The sequence below is a fragment of the Aquimarina sp. genome (assembly GCF_977115655.1).
This window is the reverse complement of record NZ_CDSBKO010000001.1, coordinates 121,338-140,311: the sequence shown is the minus strand read 5'-3', so window position 1 is coordinate 140,311 and position 18,974 is coordinate 121,338. Positions and strand designations below refer to the sequence as shown.

General features: G+C 31.7%; 19 protein-coding genes. 5 read left to right on the top strand and 14 right to left on the bottom strand.

What is annotated here, in order from left to right; genetic code table 11:
- Positions 1-4: 4 nt before the first annotated feature.
- The 3 genes from ACZIYX_RS00595 (at position 5) to ACZIYX_RS00585 (ending at position 4,348) form a co-directional block, all read left to right on the top strand.
- The gene (locus ACZIYX_RS00595) at positions 5-1,102 is read left to right on the top strand and encodes an efflux RND transporter periplasmic adaptor subunit (RefSeq protein ID WP_462680243.1); all 1,098 of its coding nucleotides are present in this window, start codon (positions 5-7) and stop codon (positions 1,100-1,102) included.
- Between the two features lie 362 nt (positions 1,103-1,464).
- On the top strand, positions 1,465-2,796 hold the full coding sequence (locus tag ACZIYX_RS00590) for a P-loop NTPase fold protein (protein ID WP_462680242.1): 1,332 nt from the start codon (positions 1,465-1,467) through the stop codon (positions 2,794-2,796).
- 52 nt (positions 2,797-2,848) lie between these two features.
- Entirely contained in the window at positions 2,849-4,348 is a 1,500-nt protein-coding gene (locus ACZIYX_RS00585; protein WP_462680241.1) for a hypothetical protein, read from the top strand.
- Between the two features lie 671 nt (positions 4,349-5,019).
- On the opposite strand, the gene ACZIYX_RS00580 is transcribed toward ACZIYX_RS00585, so the two are convergent.
- On the bottom strand, positions 5,020-6,570 hold the full coding sequence (locus ACZIYX_RS00580; protein WP_462680240.1) for an SDR family NAD(P)-dependent oxidoreductase: 1,551 nt from the start codon (positions 6,568-6,570) through the stop codon (positions 5,020-5,022).
- A 281-nt stretch (positions 6,571-6,851) separates the two neighbouring features.
- Between ACZIYX_RS00580 and ACZIYX_RS00575 the strand changes: the two genes are divergently transcribed.
- Positions 6,852-8,057, top strand: a complete 1,206-nt coding sequence (locus tag ACZIYX_RS00575; protein WP_462680239.1) for a multidrug effflux MFS transporter — start codon at positions 6,852-6,854, stop codon at positions 8,055-8,057.
- A 110-nt stretch (positions 8,058-8,167) separates the two neighbouring features.
- The gene (locus ACZIYX_RS00570; RefSeq protein WP_462680238.1) at positions 8,168-8,767 is read left to right on the top strand and encodes a YceI family protein; all 600 of its coding nucleotides are present in this window, start codon (positions 8,168-8,170) and stop codon (positions 8,765-8,767) included.
- On the opposite strand, the gene ACZIYX_RS00565 is transcribed toward ACZIYX_RS00570, so the two are convergent.
- The 13 genes from ACZIYX_RS00565 to ACZIYX_RS00505 all read right to left on the bottom strand — a co-directional run bounded on the left by ACZIYX_RS00565 (position 8,754) and on the right by ACZIYX_RS00505 (position 18,818).
- Positions 8,754-9,578: a sugar phosphate isomerase/epimerase family protein gene (locus ACZIYX_RS00565; RefSeq protein WP_462680237.1), complete on the bottom strand. Its 825-nt coding sequence runs from the start codon at positions 9,576-9,578 to the stop codon at positions 8,754-8,756. The two genes, ACZIYX_RS00570 and ACZIYX_RS00565, sit on opposite strands and share 14 nt — an antisense overlap.
- A 22-nt stretch (positions 9,579-9,600) precedes the next feature.
- Positions 9,601-10,143 carry a 4'-phosphopantetheinyl transferase family protein gene (locus tag ACZIYX_RS00560; RefSeq protein WP_462680236.1) on the bottom strand — a complete coding sequence of 181 codons (543 nt, stop codon included), beginning with the start codon at positions 10,141-10,143 and terminating at the stop codon, positions 9,601-9,603.
- On the bottom strand, positions 10,140-10,394 hold the full coding sequence (locus ACZIYX_RS00555) for an acyl carrier protein (protein WP_462680235.1): 255 nt from the start codon (positions 10,392-10,394) through the stop codon (positions 10,140-10,142). Before ACZIYX_RS00555 ends, ACZIYX_RS00560 begins: the two co-directional genes overlap by 4 nt.
- Before the next feature lie 27 nt (positions 10,395-10,421).
- Positions 10,422-11,696, bottom strand: a complete 1,275-nt coding sequence (locus ACZIYX_RS00550) for a beta-ketoacyl-[acyl-carrier-protein] synthase family protein (protein WP_462680234.1) — start codon at positions 11,694-11,696, stop codon at positions 10,422-10,424.
- Entirely contained in the window at positions 11,693-12,136 is a 444-nt protein-coding gene (locus ACZIYX_RS00545; RefSeq protein ID WP_462680233.1) for a 3-hydroxyacyl-ACP dehydratase FabZ family protein, read from the bottom strand. Before ACZIYX_RS00545 ends, ACZIYX_RS00550 begins: the two co-directional genes overlap by 4 nt.
- A 12-nt stretch (positions 12,137-12,148) precedes the next feature.
- Positions 12,149-12,628: a hypothetical protein gene (locus tag ACZIYX_RS00540; protein WP_462680232.1), complete on the bottom strand. Its 480-nt coding sequence runs from the start codon at positions 12,626-12,628 to the stop codon at positions 12,149-12,151.
- 44 nt (positions 12,629-12,672) lie between these two features.
- Entirely contained in the window at positions 12,673-13,788 is a 1,116-nt protein-coding gene (locus tag ACZIYX_RS00535) for an aspartyl protease family protein (protein ID WP_462680231.1), read from the bottom strand.
- An 11-nt stretch (positions 13,789-13,799) separates the two neighbouring features.
- Positions 13,800-14,591 carry an SDR family oxidoreductase gene (locus ACZIYX_RS00530; RefSeq protein WP_462680230.1) on the bottom strand — a complete coding sequence of 264 codons (792 nt, stop codon included), beginning with the start codon at positions 14,589-14,591 and terminating at the stop codon, positions 13,800-13,802.
- Between the two features lie 44 nt (positions 14,592-14,635).
- Positions 14,636-15,688: a type III polyketide synthase gene (locus tag ACZIYX_RS00525; RefSeq protein ID WP_462680229.1), complete on the bottom strand. Its 1,053-nt coding sequence runs from the start codon at positions 15,686-15,688 to the stop codon at positions 14,636-14,638.
- A 24-nt stretch (positions 15,689-15,712) separates the two neighbouring features.
- Positions 15,713-16,426: a methyltransferase domain-containing protein gene (locus ACZIYX_RS00520; protein ID WP_462680228.1), complete on the bottom strand. Its 714-nt coding sequence runs from the start codon at positions 16,424-16,426 to the stop codon at positions 15,713-15,715.
- A complete protein-coding gene (locus ACZIYX_RS00515; RefSeq protein ID WP_462680227.1) occupies positions 16,417-17,550 on the bottom strand; it encodes an NAD(P)/FAD-dependent oxidoreductase in 1,134 nt (377 codons plus the stop codon). Before ACZIYX_RS00515 ends, ACZIYX_RS00520 begins: the two co-directional genes overlap by 10 nt.
- Before the next feature lie 78 nt (positions 17,551-17,628).
- Entirely contained in the window at positions 17,629-18,321 is a 693-nt protein-coding gene (locus ACZIYX_RS00510) for an OmpA family protein (protein ID WP_462680393.1), read from the bottom strand.
- A gap of 17 nt (positions 18,322-18,338) precedes the next feature.
- The gene (locus ACZIYX_RS00505) at positions 18,339-18,818 is read right to left on the bottom strand and encodes a lipocalin family protein (RefSeq protein WP_462680226.1); all 480 of its coding nucleotides are present in this window, start codon (positions 18,816-18,818) and stop codon (positions 18,339-18,341) included.
- Between the last annotated feature and the right edge of the window lie 156 nt (positions 18,819-18,974).

The following is an 18,974-nucleotide window of genomic DNA, read 5'->3' as shown; positions in this document are numbered from 1 at the left end:
TAGAATGAAACACAATAGTATTCCTTTTTTAGGATGTATGATAATAGTGATATCCCTATTGTCATCATGTAATAACAAAGAAACGACAACACCAATACTTAAAAATATTGAAGATGCAGTTTTTGCTAGTGGTTATATAGAACAGGAGAATCAATATACCGTATCTGCCAGCGCAGATGGTATCTTAACCTCAATACCTGTAAATGAAGCCGACATAATAACTCATAACACAACAGTAGCGGTAATAAAAAGTGATGTACAAAATAATCAACTTGCAGATGCACAAGTAGTTTATAAAAATGCGGTAACTAATGCTTCTACGAATGCTTCGACATTACAACAAATTCAAACAAAAATTAATCAGGCAAAAACACAATTGTCCTTAGATAAAGTCAATTATAAGCGTTACAAGGATTTACGTGCAAAAAATTCGGTATCACAATTGGATTTTGAAAAAGCAGAATTACAGTATAAGGCTTCACAAAACAACCTTTTAGGATTACAGGATAGTTACAAGGCAACTGAATCTGACTTAAAACTAAATGAAAAACGAAGCTTGGTGCAAGTCAATACACAAAAAGCCATCTTAAATGATTATAAATTAAGTTCATCAATTTCTGGAACGGTTATTAATGTTTTTAAAAAACAAGGTGAACTCATTAGAAGAGGCGAGGCAGTTGCTGAGATAGGAAGCGGTGCATTTATCATCAAACTATTTGTAGCTGAAGATGATATTAATAAAGTAAATAATAACCAGGTAGTCTTGGTACATTTAAACACGAACTCTAATCAGACATTTAAAGCAAAAATTTCAAAAATATATCCTTCATTTAATACTGCAGAGCAATCTTATGTGGTAGAAGCACAATTTGACCAAGTTCCTGCTAAACTATTTTCAGGCTCCCAATTACAAGCAAATATTAAAACTGGCAGTAGTAAAAATGTGTTAGTTATTCCAACTGCATATCTCATTAGAGAAAATTATATAATCCTTGAGAATGATGAAGAAAGAAATGTGAAAATAGGAAGAAAAAATGATGATTGGACGGAAGTAATTTCTGGAATTTCAGAAAAAGACATCATTGTAAAACCAAAAATATAAACGATGAATACCAATCATAAAATAGCAAAAGTTCACCTGATGTTTTTAAACCATTAGCTTATGCTTGTTATGTTCAATTGGAATTGATAGTAGTAAATAGCTGATTAACAAAGATTTATTTTATAGGTAAATCTAATACAGAAGAAGTATGGAATACTTATTATGCGAGCCGACGGAAGGAAGGGAGTGTAATGTGTGTGAAATGGGAATATTTCCCTTAATATTCATGTAGAAGTGAGGGTTTTCCGTAAATGATTGCTTGTTAAATTTTAATATATTTATAGATGATATAACCAGATGTAGATTTTATAGAGTTAATGGGATATTCATTAACTTTTTTAAATGCTCTTAATGCAAAACTAATGATAAAACTATTAGATAATCTTTTTAATTCTAAAATAACGAAAACCATTTTATCGTACGGTATTTTACTCATTTTATTCTTTATATTTAAAAATTACATAAATAATTTTATAACAAAATATTTAACTATTGACAAACAATCTTTAGAACAAGTAAATATTATATGGTTTCTCTTAATGAGCTTGATTTCAATTATTTATTTTGTATATAAATTCCAATTAAAAAGATATCAACCTTCATCCAATTTACTTCATGTAATTTTTTTTACAGTTTTATTTTTTTGCATTATTAGGTTTACAAATTATCCTAATGGATGGCAATTTATCTTTATTAAACCACCTTATTTTTATTATACTGATCTTATAGGTTTACCTTTAATAATCTCTACGTTCATTCTATTAACAAGTCTATTTAAAAAATATTTTATAAAAACAAAACAGGAGGAAATTAAAGTGAATCCATTTGTGTCAGATGACCCTATTGAATCAGAACGTCAAGACAAATTAAATTATCAAAAAAGAGCTAAAGATTTAATTTCATATTTAGAGAGGTCAAATTTTAAAAAATCCTTTACAATTGGTATTGTGGGACCTTGGGGTAATGGTAAATCAAGTCTTATTGCACTAATTGAGAAAGAGTTAGAAAAAAAACCACTCAAAGAAACACTCCATCTTAAATTTTTACCTTATTTAAACCATAATGAGAATGATATAATTTCAGAATTTTTCAAACAACTTAGTTCCGAAATTAATAAGTATAGTGGGCAACTTTCCAATCAAATACTTGATTATTCTGAAAAGCTTTTAAAGCTATACAAAAATAAGAATATTAAAGAGTTTTTGTCTATAAATACGCCTTCGTTTTCTACTAGTTCTTCTTATGACACTTTCAAGAAAATAAATTCAACTCTTGAGGGTTTAAATAAAAAATTCATTGTGTTTGTTGATGATTTAGACAGACTTTCTAATAAAGAAGTTTTACAGGTGCTAAAACTAGTAAGGAATACTGCTAATTTTAAAAACTTCATCTTTATTATCGCATTGGATAAAGATTATGTTTTAAATACTTTAATGCAAAAAAATGACATTTCCGACCATACTTTTGTAGATAAATTTTTCCAGTTAGAAGTTTATTTACCAGAAATTAATAAACAACAATTAAAAGAAGATCTTACTGAGTTTTTGAAGGCTTCAGAACTAAGGTTTAAAGAAAACTTCATTTTAGAAGTAACAAAAGCTGTTTATAGAAAAGACAATTTATTTGATGATTATATTTCTAACCATAGAGGTTTAAAGCGATTAGTAAATCAATTAGTATTTGATTTTCATTAATAATAATTGGTCTGATGTGATACCTTATAATCAAGAAACAAAACTATGTGAATTGAAAGAAGTTGACAAAAAAGAAAATAATAGGGATACCTATGATATTATAAAAAATTCTAGGTTTTACTATGGCGGTGGTAGTTACACTCCTGATTATAGCAATTATAAAATATCTTCATCTTTAACGGAACAAGTTGAATTAGGTAAGCTAAACAACTTAAGTTATCACCAAAATCTTTTGTTAGCAAAAACATTAATAGTTCTATTTGGAAAAGATAATCAAGCCGAAGAACACACTTCAATAAAATTTGGAAACAATTTAAGAAAACTGCTTCAACAAAGAATCGATGAAAATGAACTGTCATATACTCATTTTGAAGACATTTTTAATTTAGAAGATGACTTCATCTCTTTAAAAACAGCTTTAAAATCGGGTCATCTTCAAAATATTTTAGATAGAATTAGTTTTTATTATACAGATAGTACTGATAGAGTCAAATCTGTAGTTATGATATTACTTATAATCTTTAATGAGGCGCAAATTTATGGAGCTTATTCTACATCAGTTCTACAGATATTAGTACAGTTTATATCAAGAGTATTGTCTAAAGAACAAAACAATGAAGTTCAAGCACTTCGTAAAGAATTATGGGTAACAATTAAAAATGAATTTTTAGATAAAGATTTTGCAATTGAACGAAAATTAGAGTTTTTATCTTTTTTAAGTGAGAACAGAATAAAAATGAGCTTTGATGATTGGGGAACGGATGAAGATACACTCAAGGAACTGTCATTAAATCACTACAAACATCTTCTTGAAACGAAGAATAATAATCTATGGGAAATCCATGATTATTCTTTCTATCATGCCTATCATAATGCTAGAAAATTTCTAACTAAAGATATTTTAAATCCTATTACAATAGAGTTTTGGCAGAAAAATGACGTTAGAATATTATGTGCACAAATGACCGAAAATGATGTTTTTACAACAAGAATATTTAAGACTTCGGATTTTGCTTCTCAATTATTTGGATCAAAGATTAAATATAAATCTTTTATAGAAAAAAGAATAGGAGATACTGATAGACCCGAATTAAAAGAATATTTAGATTTTATTAAGCTTGAATCCTATACAAGTTTCAGGTATTACATACGATATGAATTCATTCATTTTGAAATGATTAATCTTAAAATGAAAAAGATAAGTGATTCGAACAATTTGAGAAACGATGAATTGGAAGGTATTGTTGAAATATTCATAGAGGCAAAAGATGAAGAAACCTATAATATCACTTGTATGAACGTTAATAAAGAAAAGATTCCAGGTCTTGTAAATTGTTTAATTCATCCTTCGGATACTGGTTATTATACTTCGCTAAGAATTGAATCGAGTTTCATTAACAAAGCAATACCAGCATTATTGTCTCATTATGTAGGCTTATTAAATGAAGATACAGAAGAGTACATAATTAGTTCTGATAGGATGTCTGTTTTAAAAGGAGAAGAAATAAAAGTAAAAATTGTGTCTGTGCAACCTAATAAAGGTTATCTATAATGCAAACTCATAGAATGTTTAATCTGTGTTCTAAATATAGCATGTGCATAGAAATTATCTCGTTAGAGTAATTTTATGCTTATGCGGGAACCTTCACGAGAATTGCGTAAAAACTTTTTTTACGTATGATTAATCAAATACGCGATTTATAAACTACCTAAAAGTGTTTGCTTTTTTTTGGTGTGGCTAAGCGATGGCAAATTGTGTGTAGAGAAAAATGCATTAAGCATTTTTATTTACAAAACAATAAAGCGGTTGGGCGTGGCAATTTTACATAGCGGCAAATTATAGCTACAAATAAAAACGTGAGGTTTAATCATAAACGCCTTAAAATAATTTTAATGACCCCAGTAGCTAATATGACTATGAAATAGAATTACTGTGGGATATTTTACATAATACTACATTATAGTTACAATAGAACTATAAATGCCGCAAATTGGCTTTTACATAATTGCTGACGATATAAAACACCTAACGGTGTCGTTATATCTGCATCTATGTAAAATAGAACCGAAAAAGTTCTATTCGCCGTTTTACTCATATATTATATTTGTACTATAATTTATATTATGTAAAATATAATATTTTAAAACAACCACTCTAATAAGAATTGTTGTTTTTAAGCATTATTCAAAAAACGTATACCCTACAAATTTATCTTACCAAGCTTACCAGGATATCGGCATATAGTCTTTTAAAAATTTTCCTGCCCAATGTTTTCCTGTATTGATACCATCAAATAATGGATCCATAACTCGCGCTGCACCATCTACAATATCTAACGGTGGTTGAAAATCGTGTAATTCTTCTTTTCTTTTTGCTAAAACTGCGGGATCTTCGTCTGTAACCCAACCGGTATCTACAGCATTCATAAAGATTCCTTCTTTTGCTAAACTACCCGCCGCTGTATGCGTTAACATATTTAAAGCTGCTTTTGCCATATTGGTATGCGGATGACGATCTTCCTTAAAAAAAGTATGAAATTTTCCTTCCATAGCAGAAACATTAATGATATGTTTTTGCCCTGTATACTCCTTTTTCATAATCTCAGATAAACGATTGCATAATACAAATGGTGCTACAGAGTTTACCAATTGTACCTCTATCATTTCTGTAGTTTCAATTTCTCCTAGTTTTAAACGCCAACTATTTGTGGTTCTTAAATCTACCTGTTGTAAATCTGCATCTAATTCTCCTTCTGGAAATACCTCTTTGGCAACCAACGAGTTATCAAAACTATATGGTATTTGCGATAGCTTTGCAGATGCCCGTAAACCTATTCCCGGTTCTGGCCCATGCCAGGTTACCGGCATATTTTGATTAGATGAAGCCCCGGTAGTCAACGCTTGCAGTTCTTGCAAACACTCCAGATGATCTGCCAATACATCTTTTGCATATTTTGGTAATGCCTCTATTGGCAATTGTTCATTTTCCATTAAATGGGCATAAAACCCGGCAGGACGCCTAACCGTTTGTGCAGCATTATTTATTAATATATCCAAACGCTCGTAACGTTGCTCTATAAAATTGCAAAAAATCTCTACACTGGGTATATGCCGTAAATCCAGTCCGTGAATTTTTAACCTATGTCCCCACGAAGTAAAATCTTCTTCTCTCGAAAAACGTAATGCAGCATCTACAGGAAAACGTGTTGTTGCTACTACCGTTGCGCCCCCTCGCAATAACATTAAAGCAATATGATATCCTATTTTTAAACGGGATCCGGTAATTATAGCTACTTGTCCTTTAACATCGGCTGTTTGAAAACGTTTTGCATAATTAAAATCCCCGCATTCGCCACACATAGTATCATAAAAATGGTGTAGTTTGGTATACTCGGTTTTGCATATATAACAATTTCTTGGCGAGGATAATTCTGGCTGTTCTGTATTCCTGATTTCAGATACTGGCAGTAATTTTGGAGCTACAAATACGGTAGCCTCACGGGCACTTCGTATTCCTGTTTTTTTACGGGCATCTTTATCCATAGCAGCAACCTTACGCTTTACTGCTGTTTTAGAATCTTTTTTTCGCTTTTTAAATTCTTCTTTATTAGGTCTGGACAACATTCCCGCAGCTTTCATTAATGCTATTCTACGCTCTTCAGAAATATCAAAAATAGTATTGGTATTAGATATTAATTTTTCTAATACTTTGATACACTGGTCAATTTCTTTGATAGTAACCTCTTGTTTACTATCTATTTCATTCTGTTCCATAAAAAAAAAATAAGCTGGCAAATTTAGTTTTAAAATCGTTATCTATACCATCTTTATTTAAACATTTTATCTAAGTACACGACAAAAAACTATACTTTAGTTTGTTTTGGTATAGTGTTATTAATGAGTGGATTCCGTTTTTCAACGGGGATGATAAATCAACTCATCTCTATATCGCGTAAATTTTGCCATGTTTAAAGACATTTTATATATATAATTTCAGAAGGACTTCTTGATAAAAAACCTCCTGTTTAAATACTTAAATACCTTACTTTTGCGTCATGTCAAAAAAGAAGCTAGCACAATTAGAATTTATAACTCTAATGGCCTCCCTAATGTCAATCGTAGCACTTGCAATTGACGCTATTTTGCCCGCATTGGATAGTATAGGAAAAACAATAGGAACCACACAACTATCGGATAATCAATTGTTGATTACAATGTTTTTTTTAGGGCTTGGTATTGGCCCATTGGTTTTTGGACCTGTATCGGATAGTTTGGGCAGAAAACCAATTGTTTATATCGGCTTTTTAATTTTTAGTATTGCCAGTTTTATTTGTATTTATTCTACAAGTATCGAAATGATGGTTTTTGGCAGAATTTTACAAGGAATAGGACTTTCTGCTCCAAGAACGATAAGCATTGCAATGATAAGAGATCTGTTTAGCGGGGATTATATGGCACGTATCATGTCCTTTATTACTGTAGTATTTATTTTAGTCCCCATTATTGCTCCTGCAATGGGCAAATTTTTTCTGGATCGTTATAATTGGCAAGCAATATTTTATGTTCAGCTTATATTTAGTATTCTGGTTTCTGTCTGGTTTTGGAAAAGACAAAAAGAAACTTTAAAGTTATCTAAACGAATAAAATTTACACCTACTATTTTTATAGATGGTATAAAAGAATTAGTGAGATATAAAACTACAATTGGATTTACCTTGATTTCTGGTTTTATTACAGGTTCTTTTATGGTATATCTAAGTACTTCTCAACAAATCTTCGAGCAACAATATCTTTTGAAAGAAGAGTTTCCTTACATTTTTGGAGTTTTGGCAATATCCATTGGTTCTGCTATTTTTTTAAACGGAATATTGGTGATTAAATATGGTATGGAAAAACTGGTTACAGTTTCTTTATTTACTTTTTTTGGAGTCTCGTTATTATATATCCTATTGTTTTATAATTCTCCAAATCCAAGTCTAGTCGTTCTATTATCCTTTTTTGGAGTGCAGTTTTTTGCTATTGGTTTTTTATTCGGAAATTTAAGGGCTTTGGCAATGCAACCAATTGGGCACATTGCAGGAATCGGTGCGGCAATTACAGGGTTTATATCTACTTTGATGGCTGTTCCTATTAGTATTTATACAGGAAAATTTATAAAAGATACCACCCTGCCCCTGTTTATTGGTTTTTTGCTATGCTCAATACTTTCTATCGCTATTCTTTTGTATCTAAAGAAAATACCCAAAAACAAAATAACATAACCTGTTTTTGACTTTTAAATCCTTGTTAAAATGATATTAATTATTGATTATAGTGTTTTTGTTGGAATGATGTTTGATTATCTTTATACATAAATAATTTATTTGTGATTATGAAAACTATTATTTACATCATAATAGGTATGGTTTTGATAAAAGGTTATGGTCAGGATATCATTCAGGATATTATTATTGATGCAAATGAGTTGTCTCCCAATTCTAAACTTGATTATACACTAATTAATGATTTTAAGGAGCTTGAGTTTAATAAAGAAAAATCCAGAATATCTTTTGATTTTATCGAAGAAAACACCTCGGGTACTATCTCTGGGTTAGATTTTAAAATTAATTTTAATCCAAAAGATCCGGAAAATGCTAGTTTTTCGGGAACCGTCCTTGTTAAAACACTAGATACCGATAATTTTTTAAGAGATGGTCATCTTATGTGGGAAAAATTCTTTTATAAAAAGAAGTTCCCAAAAATTTTTTTTAAAAGTACTCACGTAGTCTCTTTTGGTGAAAATACATACAAAATTATTGGTGATTTGACTATAAAAGGGATAGAAAAAGAAATTATTATAACATTCTCTCTGGATGATAAAAAATTACTGGGTATTACCTCTATCTATACCAGTGATTTTGGTATCGATATCCACGAAAACAGAGAGCAGAACAAACTGAATATACGGTTCTATTTTCCTATTCTTCTATAATTTTTTGATCCTTATTTATTTCTTCTTTAATAAACTGATTAATTTGCCATGCATCCCCCATTAGCTGATCTGTATTTGGGATGTAATTAGAATATGGATAAGGGCCATACTCGGTAGTAATGGTTATATATTCTCTTTTTTGAGCTTTGGCATTATCGATCATATCTTTCCACCATTTTTTAAAAACAGATAACTCTAATGCATAGCGCTCTTCTCTTGGGTCATTTAATTGCGGGGATTGAGAGGATCCAACACGAGCATGTATATGGTAGGTGTTCTCTATTGCTCTTTTTACTGCTTTTTTTTGATTTTCCAACATAGATTCTGCTACACAACACCAATGAGAAAAATCAGAAGTAAGTTTTAATTCTGGAAATTCTTTCAAGTATTTATAACTAGTGTGAGAAGCAAATGAAAAACGGGACCTGTGTGTTTCGTGAGCAATAGGAACACCTGTTTCTTTTTCTATATCTCCTGCCAGCTGAATTAACTTAGCATTTTTTTTAAACGAAAAAAAATCCATTCCCGTGTGAGAATTTATTAGCAACGGATTAGCTTCTGCCAGATTATACAAGTGCCTCTTATATTTTTCTTTATGTATGTAAAAATCTGTTTCTTTAGTTTCCCAATGCTGTGCTACAATTTCTAATTCATAATCTGAAACAATAGACAAAATTTCTTTTTTTTCTATTGGATCTAAAGGTAAATCAATCTCGATACCCGTATAGCCAGCGTTTTTAACTTTTTTTAAAAAAACATCCCATTTTAAATCCGCATTTCCCCATCTTGGGTATATAAATTTTAATTCCATGTTTTTGCTTATAATAAAATTATTAGATCAAAGCTACAAATGCCGAGTATTGTCCGTGGTGTGTTATAGATATTGGTATTTGTACTTTTTTTTGATCTATATGTATGGTTGGTACCCTGTTATTATTTTTTTCAAAGTAAATTAAAGATACGGGGATATGCAGTTTTTGACAGATAATTTTCTTTGCTTCATAGCGTATGTCTGCGATATTTTCAAAAATCGAAGAAAAGCAATCTTTATCATAAATCGTTGCAATAGTATAAATATATCTATTATTAATTTTTGTATTCGCTTTATATACAAAATCATCCACATAAACTTTTCCTCCCATGGTACACTCAAAACTTTTTGGATTAAACACAGGAGGCAGCTTAAAACGCCTTTGGTGGGCTTTGTATGCAGCTTCTTTCATGCTCCAATATTTCCAAACCAATGTTTCAGGTTTTTTTGAGTCTATAATATCCTTTTGTTCGGTATTGGTACATATTTTTTGTAACCAACCCCTTCTCTGCCAATTACTTTGTTGTTTGGCTACTTTGATATCTACAATATCATTGCCGATCATTTTGCTGCTAATTTTTCTTCTATTACTTGTATAGAGGCTTTAACGGTTAACATCTTTTCCATTGCTTCATTATCGATTTCGATATCAAATTCATCTTCTACATCGAGTACTATGTCTACCAAATTAGCCGAATTAATCTCCAGATCTTTTACAAAATCGGTGTCTTCATTAAGGGTATGAAGCCCTTCTTCATTTTGTACATACGGGGTTATAATTACTTTTAACCTGGACAATAATTGTTCTTTATTCATATTTCATTTAGTATTAAATCTCGTATTTCAGAGGTACTTTTTAAAAATAATACATGCATTTACATCTCCAAATCCAAAACTGGCTTTGGCTATAATGTTTGGAGAAAAATTTATTGTTTGTACAGGAACTCTGTCTCTGCTAATCAGTGATGCAATTTCCGGGTGCAAATCTTCACAATTTATGTTTCCAAACACATAATTTTCTTTAAGTTGTAATATGGTGGCAACACTTTCTATACTTCCTGATGCCGCAAGGCAATGCCCTACCAAACTTTTTAAGGAATTAATATAAGGAAAATCCTGTCCTTTTCGCTCTAGTGCCTGACACCAGTTTTGTATTTCATCTGCATCTTTGTTGGTAGCAGTCAAATGCCCGTTTATAGCGTCTATATCAACAGGTTGTATGCCTGCATTATCTATTGCTTTACGAATACAACGTTGTACTGCCTGGTTATTAGGTGCGGTCATACTACCACCACCACGTTGTCCCCCACTATTTACATGTCCTCCCAATATTTCGGCATATATGGTTGCCCCTCTTTTTTTGGCATTTTCAAGGCTTTCTACAACTAAGGCCCCTGCTCCACTACCTGGCACAAAACCACTGGCAGCAGCACTCATAGGCCTGGATGCTTTTGTTGGATTATCATTGTATTTATATGGTAAAATACGCATAGCATCAAAACCTCCCCAGATGTATGGCCCACTATCACTGGTACTTCCTGCAAGGATAACTTCTGCTTCCTTATTAATAATACGGTTGTATGCCATCAAAATAGCTTCCGTTCCTGTACTACATGCCGAAGAGTTAGTGGTAACTATGTTACCACAACCAATGATACCTCCTAAAAAAGCACTAATACCGCTTGCCATAGTTTGGGTGACTGTTGTGCTTCCCAGCCTTCTAACGTCACCATTATCTACTTTATAAATGGCTTCTCTAAATTTATCTACTCCCAATATTCCTGTACCAAAAATCACTCCTGTGTCCCAATAAGGAATATCCGAATCATTTATCGAAAACCCTGCATTTTTCCATGCATCCATACCTGCTATAACACCATATTCCATCCCGGTAGCATGCAATCCTTTTAATTGAATATTATTAAAGTAATTATTCAAGTATTCTTTGTTATACATTGGTAAACCAGCTATTTGACATGAAAAATTCATTTTTTTCAATTCTTCAATACAGCGTATGCCACTCACTCCTTTTTGAAGGTTCGAATTAAATTCTGAAACATTCATTCCATTTGGAGAAACTACACCTAAACCTGTTATAACTACTCTTCGTTTATTCATTCTTTTTTGTTAAATGCTAATCCCGATACTATCCCTTTAGCAACCAAAACACCTTTAGAATTATGCATTACTACATTGCATTTTAGTTTGTTAAACCTAAAATAAATTTTATTAGCTTCCACAATTACTTTTTCTCCGGGAAATACCGGTTTATAAAAATTCATTTCGTTACTCGTCATAGCTACTCCACAAGTCTGCTCATCCCACTCCCCTTTTAAAAGATAAATACCAAAACAGGCCAATCCTATTTGTGCCATACACTCTGTGAGTATAACCCCGGGAGTGACAGGATTATCTTTAAAATGTCCTTTATAAAAATATTCGTCTTCTTTAAATTGATAACCACCCAAAATATGAGTATCCTCTACTTCAAATATTTCATCCACAAAAAGAAAAGGCTTGGTATATGGTAATTCCTGTAAAATATCTTTCTCTATCAAAATATAAAAAAATTAAAATGCACATCCATTTGGCAATGGCTCTACGGTTTCTAAATCACTGGCAAAAGTAATATCCAAAGTGCTTTCTATAAATCCTTTGGCTACGCTTCCTTTATATATCCTGGTACTATATCCTGTAGTGTTTGTATGTACACGTACATATACGGTTTGCTCTTTTTTTATTTTTACAGGCCCTCCTGATCTTGTAAAAGGTTGTTCTTGTACATGACTGTTTGCCAGAACTCTACGATATATTAGTTTTTCATCCTCAGAAACTATTTCCCACCAATCTGCATATTGATCACAACCTGTATCCGGACTCTTAATTTCTACTGCAAAAGAATACTTATTTTCATCTCCTGTAACTGAAACACCAATTACTTTTGCTTCTGTGTTTATGTCTTTATCTGGATTTTGTACTATATTATTCCTTTTTTTACATACCAATACATAAAAAACAACAGGGAGTATTATAAGCAGTGTATTTTTCAATATATTTTATTTTTAATATTTTATCAATCGGGAAGACTAAATCCTTAAAAAATAGATTTTCTAGATAACGTAATTGTTTTCCCATTTTTTAATGTTACATCCAGATCCTTTTTCTGTTCTATCATTTTATTTTGAAATTTATAAACACTACAAAAATCATTAAATTCTTTTTCATTAATTTTTAAAATCTCTGTTCCTTGTCTTAAGCCTTGCTGCCAAGCCAGACTTCCTTCTATTACTTTTGCTACTATAATTTTACTGTTTTCAAAAACAAACGAGCTTCCATAACTTTCCTGAAACTCATCTACATCAGTAACCGAAGAATATAGCACGTTATTTTTGACACTTAAAAAAAGTGTTGTGTCTTTCCACAAAGAATTACCTATTTTACTGCTTTCAACCCCTAATTCTAATATAGGTTTACTTATAAATGATCCTGAACTAATACCTGAAAACTTTATAACGGTACTTTTTGTTTTATTCATAATACCATTAAAATCAAAAAACGTACTATGAATTTCTTTTTTGTATCTACCCAGATCCTTTATCCTTTTTTTGTATCTAACATTAATATCAGAGCTTGTAGCTCCTGTATCTAACAAAAATTTTATGGGGGTATCATTTATGTTAAAAAAGACCATAGGTTTTTGGTTTTCATATACAAAATCAAGAGCATACATTTTTTGACTAATCTGTTTAGGAATAGAATCAGAAGGTAACATTACCACATATTTTTCTTTAAAATTAATTAGCCAGTTAAAGTGAGAGAGGATATCCATGCCAAGTATTCCATCTATATTATAGCACGAAAATATATTACTATCTCTAGCTTTAAGAATTTTATGTTTTGTTATTCGTGCAGATGCAAGATTTATTGAGTCACTTTTATAATATCTTAATTTAAACTTTGATTGGCTGGAAGAAACAACATTAATTGTTTTTTTAGTTTTCTTCAATTCATTTTTTACCCATGAATACCCTATAGAATGTGTGGCACCTGTATCAAACACAAAGTTTTTTTTCTGTCCATTAAAATGAATCGGAATAATAATCAAGCCCAAATCATTTTTAAATGGAATGGTATCATTATGCTTTTTTTGTGCGGTAAGAGAGATACTGATAGTATAAAGCAGAATAAAAAGAAATAATTTTATGTTCATATTCTATAATTTTAATTCAAATGCTCCCCTCCATTTACAGGAATGACACAGCCGTTAATCCATGCAGCTTCGTCTTTACATAACAGATATACTACATTTGCAACATCCCGGGGGGTTGTAATCCTGTTAAACGGATTTCTTTGTATACTATGCTCTATTATTTGCTCATAACCAGGGATAAGGCGTAAGGATTGGGTATCTACTGCGCCCGGTTGCAAACAATTAGCTTTGATACCATAAGTAGCAAACTCCAGGGCTATACTTCTTGTAATAGCCTCTAAGGCTACTTTTGCTGCAGAAACTGCGGCATAATTCTTCCATGCTTTTGTATTTCCTTCGCTTGTAAAAGAAATAATCCTTGTGTCTTTGGCAAACAACTTAGCATTAAAAACAGATGTTACCCAATCATACAGGCTTATTGCCATTGCATTAATGGTTAAATGAAAATCATCATTGCTCAACAGATGTTCTGCATTAACCATAGGTTTTAAATTTCCTTTTGCGATACTATGTATCAGGGTTTTTATGCTTCCTTCTCCTATATTTTGACGAATATCCTTTATTACTTCTTTTCGTTTTTCTGGTCTTAACAGATCTGTATTAAAGGAGTGAAATTGTATTCCTGAATCTTGTATTTCTTTAAAATCTATTTCTATTTGTGGTAGTTCACTTTTACGATTGCGGTGCAGTATAATAATGTTCATACCATGCTGTGCTAATTTTTTAGCGGTAGCCAGTCCCAAACCAGTACTACCGCCCAGAATAAGCGCCCATTCGTTTTTGTTTTCAAAATCTTTGCTCATATATCAAATTTTCGTTTATACGAAAATGAAAATTTACTAATTATTTACCATTCCAGCAATATTCGTTGTGCAGTAAACCCCGGTCCAAAACTTAACATCAATCCGGTTTCTCCTGCCGTTGGCGTTCGATCCATAAAACGTTCTAACACATATAATACTGTAGCACTACTCATATTGCCATACTCTTTTAAAACAGCTTTGGTATCTTCTATATTTTTACCTAAATGCCCAAAAAGTTCTTCTACGGTTTGTACTATTTTTTTCCCTCCGGGATGAAAGATAAGGTGATTGATATCTTCGATCTTTTTATCATGTTTTTTCAAAAAAGGATGGATTATTTCAGGAAAATGTTCTGCTATTGTTTCTGGTACTTTAGGGTCTAATATCATTTGTAGTCCGCCATTGGTTAATTTAAAACCCATCATAGAGGTTGCATCATAAAAATGGTACATCGCATCTCCCAGGATTTTGGGACCGATAGCATCTTTTTCTGAAGATAAAAGTACACATGCTGCTCCATCACCAAAAATAGCGGCACTTACCATATTGGTCATGCTATAATCGTTTAACTGAAATGTGGATGTAGGGGATTCTATAGCAACTACCGCGGCTCTTTTACCGGGGTTTGCTTGTAAAAAGTTTCTTGCATAAATAATACCCGAAACTCCTGCTACACAGCCCATTTCTGTAACCGGAAGCCGTACAATATCTTGTTTAAGACCAAGATCGTTAATGATATATGCATCTACTGAAGGTATCATAATACCGGTACAACTTACGGTAATAATATAATCCAGTGATTTTGGTTCCCAATCAGCCTTTTTCAAAGCTTTTTTTACCACAGATATCCCCATTTTTTTTACTTCCCTCACATAAATATCATTTTTATCTTCAAAAGAAGTAGCAGAAAAAACTTCTTCAATACTCATTATGCCATAACGCCTGTCTACAGCTGCATTTTCAAAAATCTTAATCACTTTTCTTTTGAAACGATCATTCTGTCCTGATAACCATGCCGAAACATAAGGTAATATATCCTTTGTATCTCTTACAAATTGTGGTAATTGTTTGGCGACAGTAACTATTTTTACACTCAATATTTTTGTTTTTATAATTTAATATTAACTTTTTTTAAGAACCCATCCAAAACGAAAAGCCCATTTCCAGTCAACTTTATACTCAGGGACGTTTATTTGTTTAGAAAACTGTATAAGTTCTTGTTTTTTGAACCCTCTTTTTATAGAAACCAAACCGTCGTTTTTTGCCACATAACTTTTTATAAAAAAGAAACTGAATACCTTAAAAAGGTAGTACGCAATTACACTACGATGTAAATCATTTACAATCACCGCCTTATTAGCTATTTCGACAGATTTTTTTAATATTTCTTTTATCTGTTTATCATCAAAATGGTGTAGCGTTAATGTGGCAATTATGATGTCGCAGGAAAATCTTGAGGTATCTATTTCCAGTATATTTTGTTTTAGAAATGATATTTGGGGGTAAGATAAACTCTTCTTTTTGGCACTTTGCAAACTTTTTTCATTCAAATCAATTCCAATAAGCCGTATATTTCTTTTTGTTCTTTTAAATGAATTAGCAATTGTTCTTAGCATTTCTCCATCTCCACATCCCAGGTCACAAATAACAATTTCTTTTGACAAAGGGATTTTTTTCACCAACTTGTGTATTGCTTTAATAGTAATATTATTACCTCCCAGCCATCGGTTTACTTTAGAAATATCAGATAAAGCTTCATTTAAAGCCCTATCCTTTATGGCAGGGTCATCCATGATCTCATGTTCTTTACTTCGATATTTTAAATTTACAGGCATACCAATGGTTCTCCGTGGGTTTGTTTAATAATTTTTGGTACAATAAAAGGGATTGCATTTGCTATCAGATAAGATGTATACTGTAGGTTTTCATTCAGTAATACCTTTTGTAAAACCCTGCCTGTGTATAATCTTTTATAAAATGTATCCTTCCATTTTTTGTGGTACTGTTTTTCGATATCTGTTCTGTTTAGTACAGATGTATTATCATAGCTACTAATCAATAATTCACTTAGTATTTTTGCGCTTTGTATTGCCATTGCCATACCATTACCACAAAGCGGATGTATCAAACCTGCGGCATCTCCTGTCATAAAAATGTGATTTTTTACAGGTTCTTTCTTTTCAAAATTAATTTGACCAATAGTTATGGAGGCTTCAAATAGTGGTTTTGCATTCAAAAAGAATTTTTTTAAGAAAGGATTTTTATATAACACTTCTTTTTGAAAAATTGCTATGTTTTTATATTTTTTAAAACTATCATAAGAAACAAGATAACAGGTGTTTACTGTATTGTTTTCTACCATAGAAATCCCGCAATACCCTCCACTAAAATTGTGAAGTGCAACAGTATCCGAGGCTATATCTGCTTTGTAATGTGCTTTTATTGCCAACCATGGGGATTTTTGAAAAGCAAAACTTCTTTTCAAGGTTTTGTCTAACTGCGTTCGCTTGCCATACGCCCCAATTACATAATCACTGGTTAGTTCCTGATTATCTGAAGTGGTTATTGTAAATATGTTATTTTGATATTCAATATCGGTTACTTGATTATTTATTAACAAGACCCCTAGTTTTTTTGCTTTTTCCCATAGATAGTTATCCAGGGTATATCTACTAATACCAAACCCTCCTAGTGGCATATTGCAATTAATACTATTTCCTTTTTGGGTACTGATACAAAATTTTGAAATAGGTACAGGTTTAAGGGAATCTATATCTATATCCAGAAAACTAAAATATGGCAAGACTTCGTTTGATATATACTCACCACATACTTTATGCCTTGGGTAGGTATCTTTTTCGATAAGTACAACAAAAATACCTGCTTTGGCCAAATGTATCGCACTTGTTAGCCCGGCTAATCCCGCGCCTATAATGGTTATGTGTGAATGTTTGTTCATGTATTGAAGGTACATAAAATTTGAGCATAAAAAAATCCCGACCATTTAGTCGGGATTTTAAATGTTATATTACAAAAATTAGTCTTTTACTTGATTTTCTGCGTCTTGTTTCATTTTTTCATTGGCTACAATACCAAGTTCTACTCTTCTGTTTTTGGCTCTGCCTTCTGGAGTCGCATTGTCATATTTTGGAAGCGTTTCTCCATGTGCATAAGTTGTAAGACGACTTTTGCTGATTCCTTGAGATATCAAATAGTTGGTAACTGCATTTGCTCTTTTTTGAGACAATGTCATATTATAAGCATCATCTCCGGTATTGTCTGTATGCCCTTCTACAATTATGTTTGTATCTGGATATTCTTTAAATATACCTGCTAATTTATTAAGATTGGTTTTTGATTTGGCGTTGATGTCTGATTTATTTGTAGCAAAATATACACCACTATTTTCATCAAATACTACATCAATACCTTCTCCTACTCTGGTTACTTCTGCTCCTGGTATTTCAGATTCGATTTTTTGAGCCTGCTTATCCATTTGCTTACCAATTACACCACCGGCAACACCACCTACAACACCACCAATAACCGCTCCAAGTGCAGAGTTTTTGTTTTTTACATTATTTCCTATAATTCCTCCCAGTACAGCTCCTGCAGCAGTACCTATTACTGCTCCTCTTTGTGTGTTGTTCGAGTTTTTAACAGCTTCACAGCTTGTTAAAATTGTAGTTACCATTACAGCAACTATTATATTTTTAAGATTTGTATTCATCATTTAATGATTTGAGTTTATTGTATTTTATTAAAATTCATGGTAATCACAAAAGGTTTTCCTTCTAAACTTACGGTCATTGCCCAAGTCATAGTAGTATCATCCAGATGTTGCAAAGCCATTCTGTATCCGGCATTATTGTTAGTGCTCTTTTTCTTTTCATCGATAGGTTTGAACATAAAATAATATTCTCCGTCTCCTTCTGGTTTTGGGATCGTAAATCTAAAGTTTCTTGCTCCTGTAGACACACAACTACTTTGATTTACATTGTATATTCCTGTATTATTATTGGGAATAAATTTCCAAACACTACCCGTAAAACATTCTGCAGTAGCATCATTATAAAGTTTAACATCAAAAATACCCTGACGATCATAAGAGATTTTATCCAGAGACCACTCCCCTTTTAATGTTTTTTTGGCTGCAATAACAGTTTGTTGTGTAGTATTGCAAGAAGCCAATAGTACTACTGCAATCAGTAAAATAAGTTTTTTCATGGTTATAAATTTTGTTTCATAAAAATAGCTAATAATGTTAACGTTTCAAAGATTATTATATTTCTAATTAAATAAATATATATTAGAAATATTAACATTGAAATTCGATGAAACGCACCTTTATCAGCTGAATTTAAAATAAAAGAAATATTCTTT

What these genes read in the sequence shown, in the direction of transcription:
- ACZIYX_RS00535 (WP_462680231.1), bottom strand. Translation starts at nt 13,788, where the DNA reads ATGAACATAAAATTATTTCTTTTTATTCTGCTTTATACTATCAGTATC.
- ACZIYX_RS00530 (WP_462680230.1), bottom strand. Translation starts at nt 14,591, where the DNA reads ATGAGCAAAGATTTTGAAAACAAAAACGAATGGGCGCTTATTCTGGGC.
- ACZIYX_RS00510 (WP_462680393.1), bottom strand. Translation starts at nt 18,321, where the DNA reads ATGAATACAAATCTTAAAAATATAATAGTTGCTGTAATGGTAACTACA.
- ACZIYX_RS00555 (WP_462680235.1), bottom strand. Translation starts at nt 10,394, where the DNA reads ATGAATAAAGAACAATTATTGTCCAGGTTAAAAGTAATTATAACCCCG.
- ACZIYX_RS00560 (WP_462680236.1), bottom strand. Translation starts at nt 10,143, where the DNA reads ATGATCGGCAATGATATTGTAGATATCAAAGTAGCCAAACAACAAAGT.
- ACZIYX_RS00570 (WP_462680238.1), top strand. Translation starts at nt 8,168, where the DNA reads ATGAAAACTATTATTTACATCATAATAGGTATGGTTTTGATAAAAGGT.
- ACZIYX_RS00520 (WP_462680228.1), bottom strand. Translation starts at nt 16,426, where the DNA reads ATGCCTGTAAATTTAAAATATCGAAGTAAAGAACATGAGATCATGGAT.
- ACZIYX_RS00575 (WP_462680239.1), top strand. Translation starts at nt 6,852, where the DNA reads ATGTCAAAAAAGAAGCTAGCACAATTAGAATTTATAACTCTAATGGCC.
- ACZIYX_RS00580 (WP_462680240.1), bottom strand. Translation starts at nt 6,570, where the DNA reads ATGGAACAGAATGAAATAGATAGTAAACAAGAGGTTACTATCAAAGAA.
- ACZIYX_RS00590 (WP_462680242.1), top strand. Translation starts at nt 1,465, where the DNA reads ATGATAAAACTATTAGATAATCTTTTTAATTCTAAAATAACGAAAACC.
- ACZIYX_RS00565 (WP_462680237.1), bottom strand. Translation starts at nt 9,578, where the DNA reads ATGGAATTAAAATTTATATACCCAAGATGGGGAAATGCGGATTTAAAA.
- ACZIYX_RS00515 (WP_462680227.1), bottom strand. Translation starts at nt 17,550, where the DNA reads ATGAACAAACATTCACACATAACCATTATAGGCGCGGGATTAGCCGGG.
- ACZIYX_RS00595 (WP_462680243.1), top strand. Translation starts at nt 5, where the DNA reads ATGAAACACAATAGTATTCCTTTTTTAGGATGTATGATAATAGTGATA.
- ACZIYX_RS00505 (WP_462680226.1), bottom strand. Translation starts at nt 18,818, where the DNA reads ATGAAAAAACTTATTTTACTGATTGCAGTAGTACTATTGGCTTCTTGC.
- ACZIYX_RS00550 (WP_462680234.1), bottom strand. Translation starts at nt 11,696, where the DNA reads ATGAATAAACGAAGAGTAGTTATAACAGGTTTAGGTGTAGTTTCTCCA.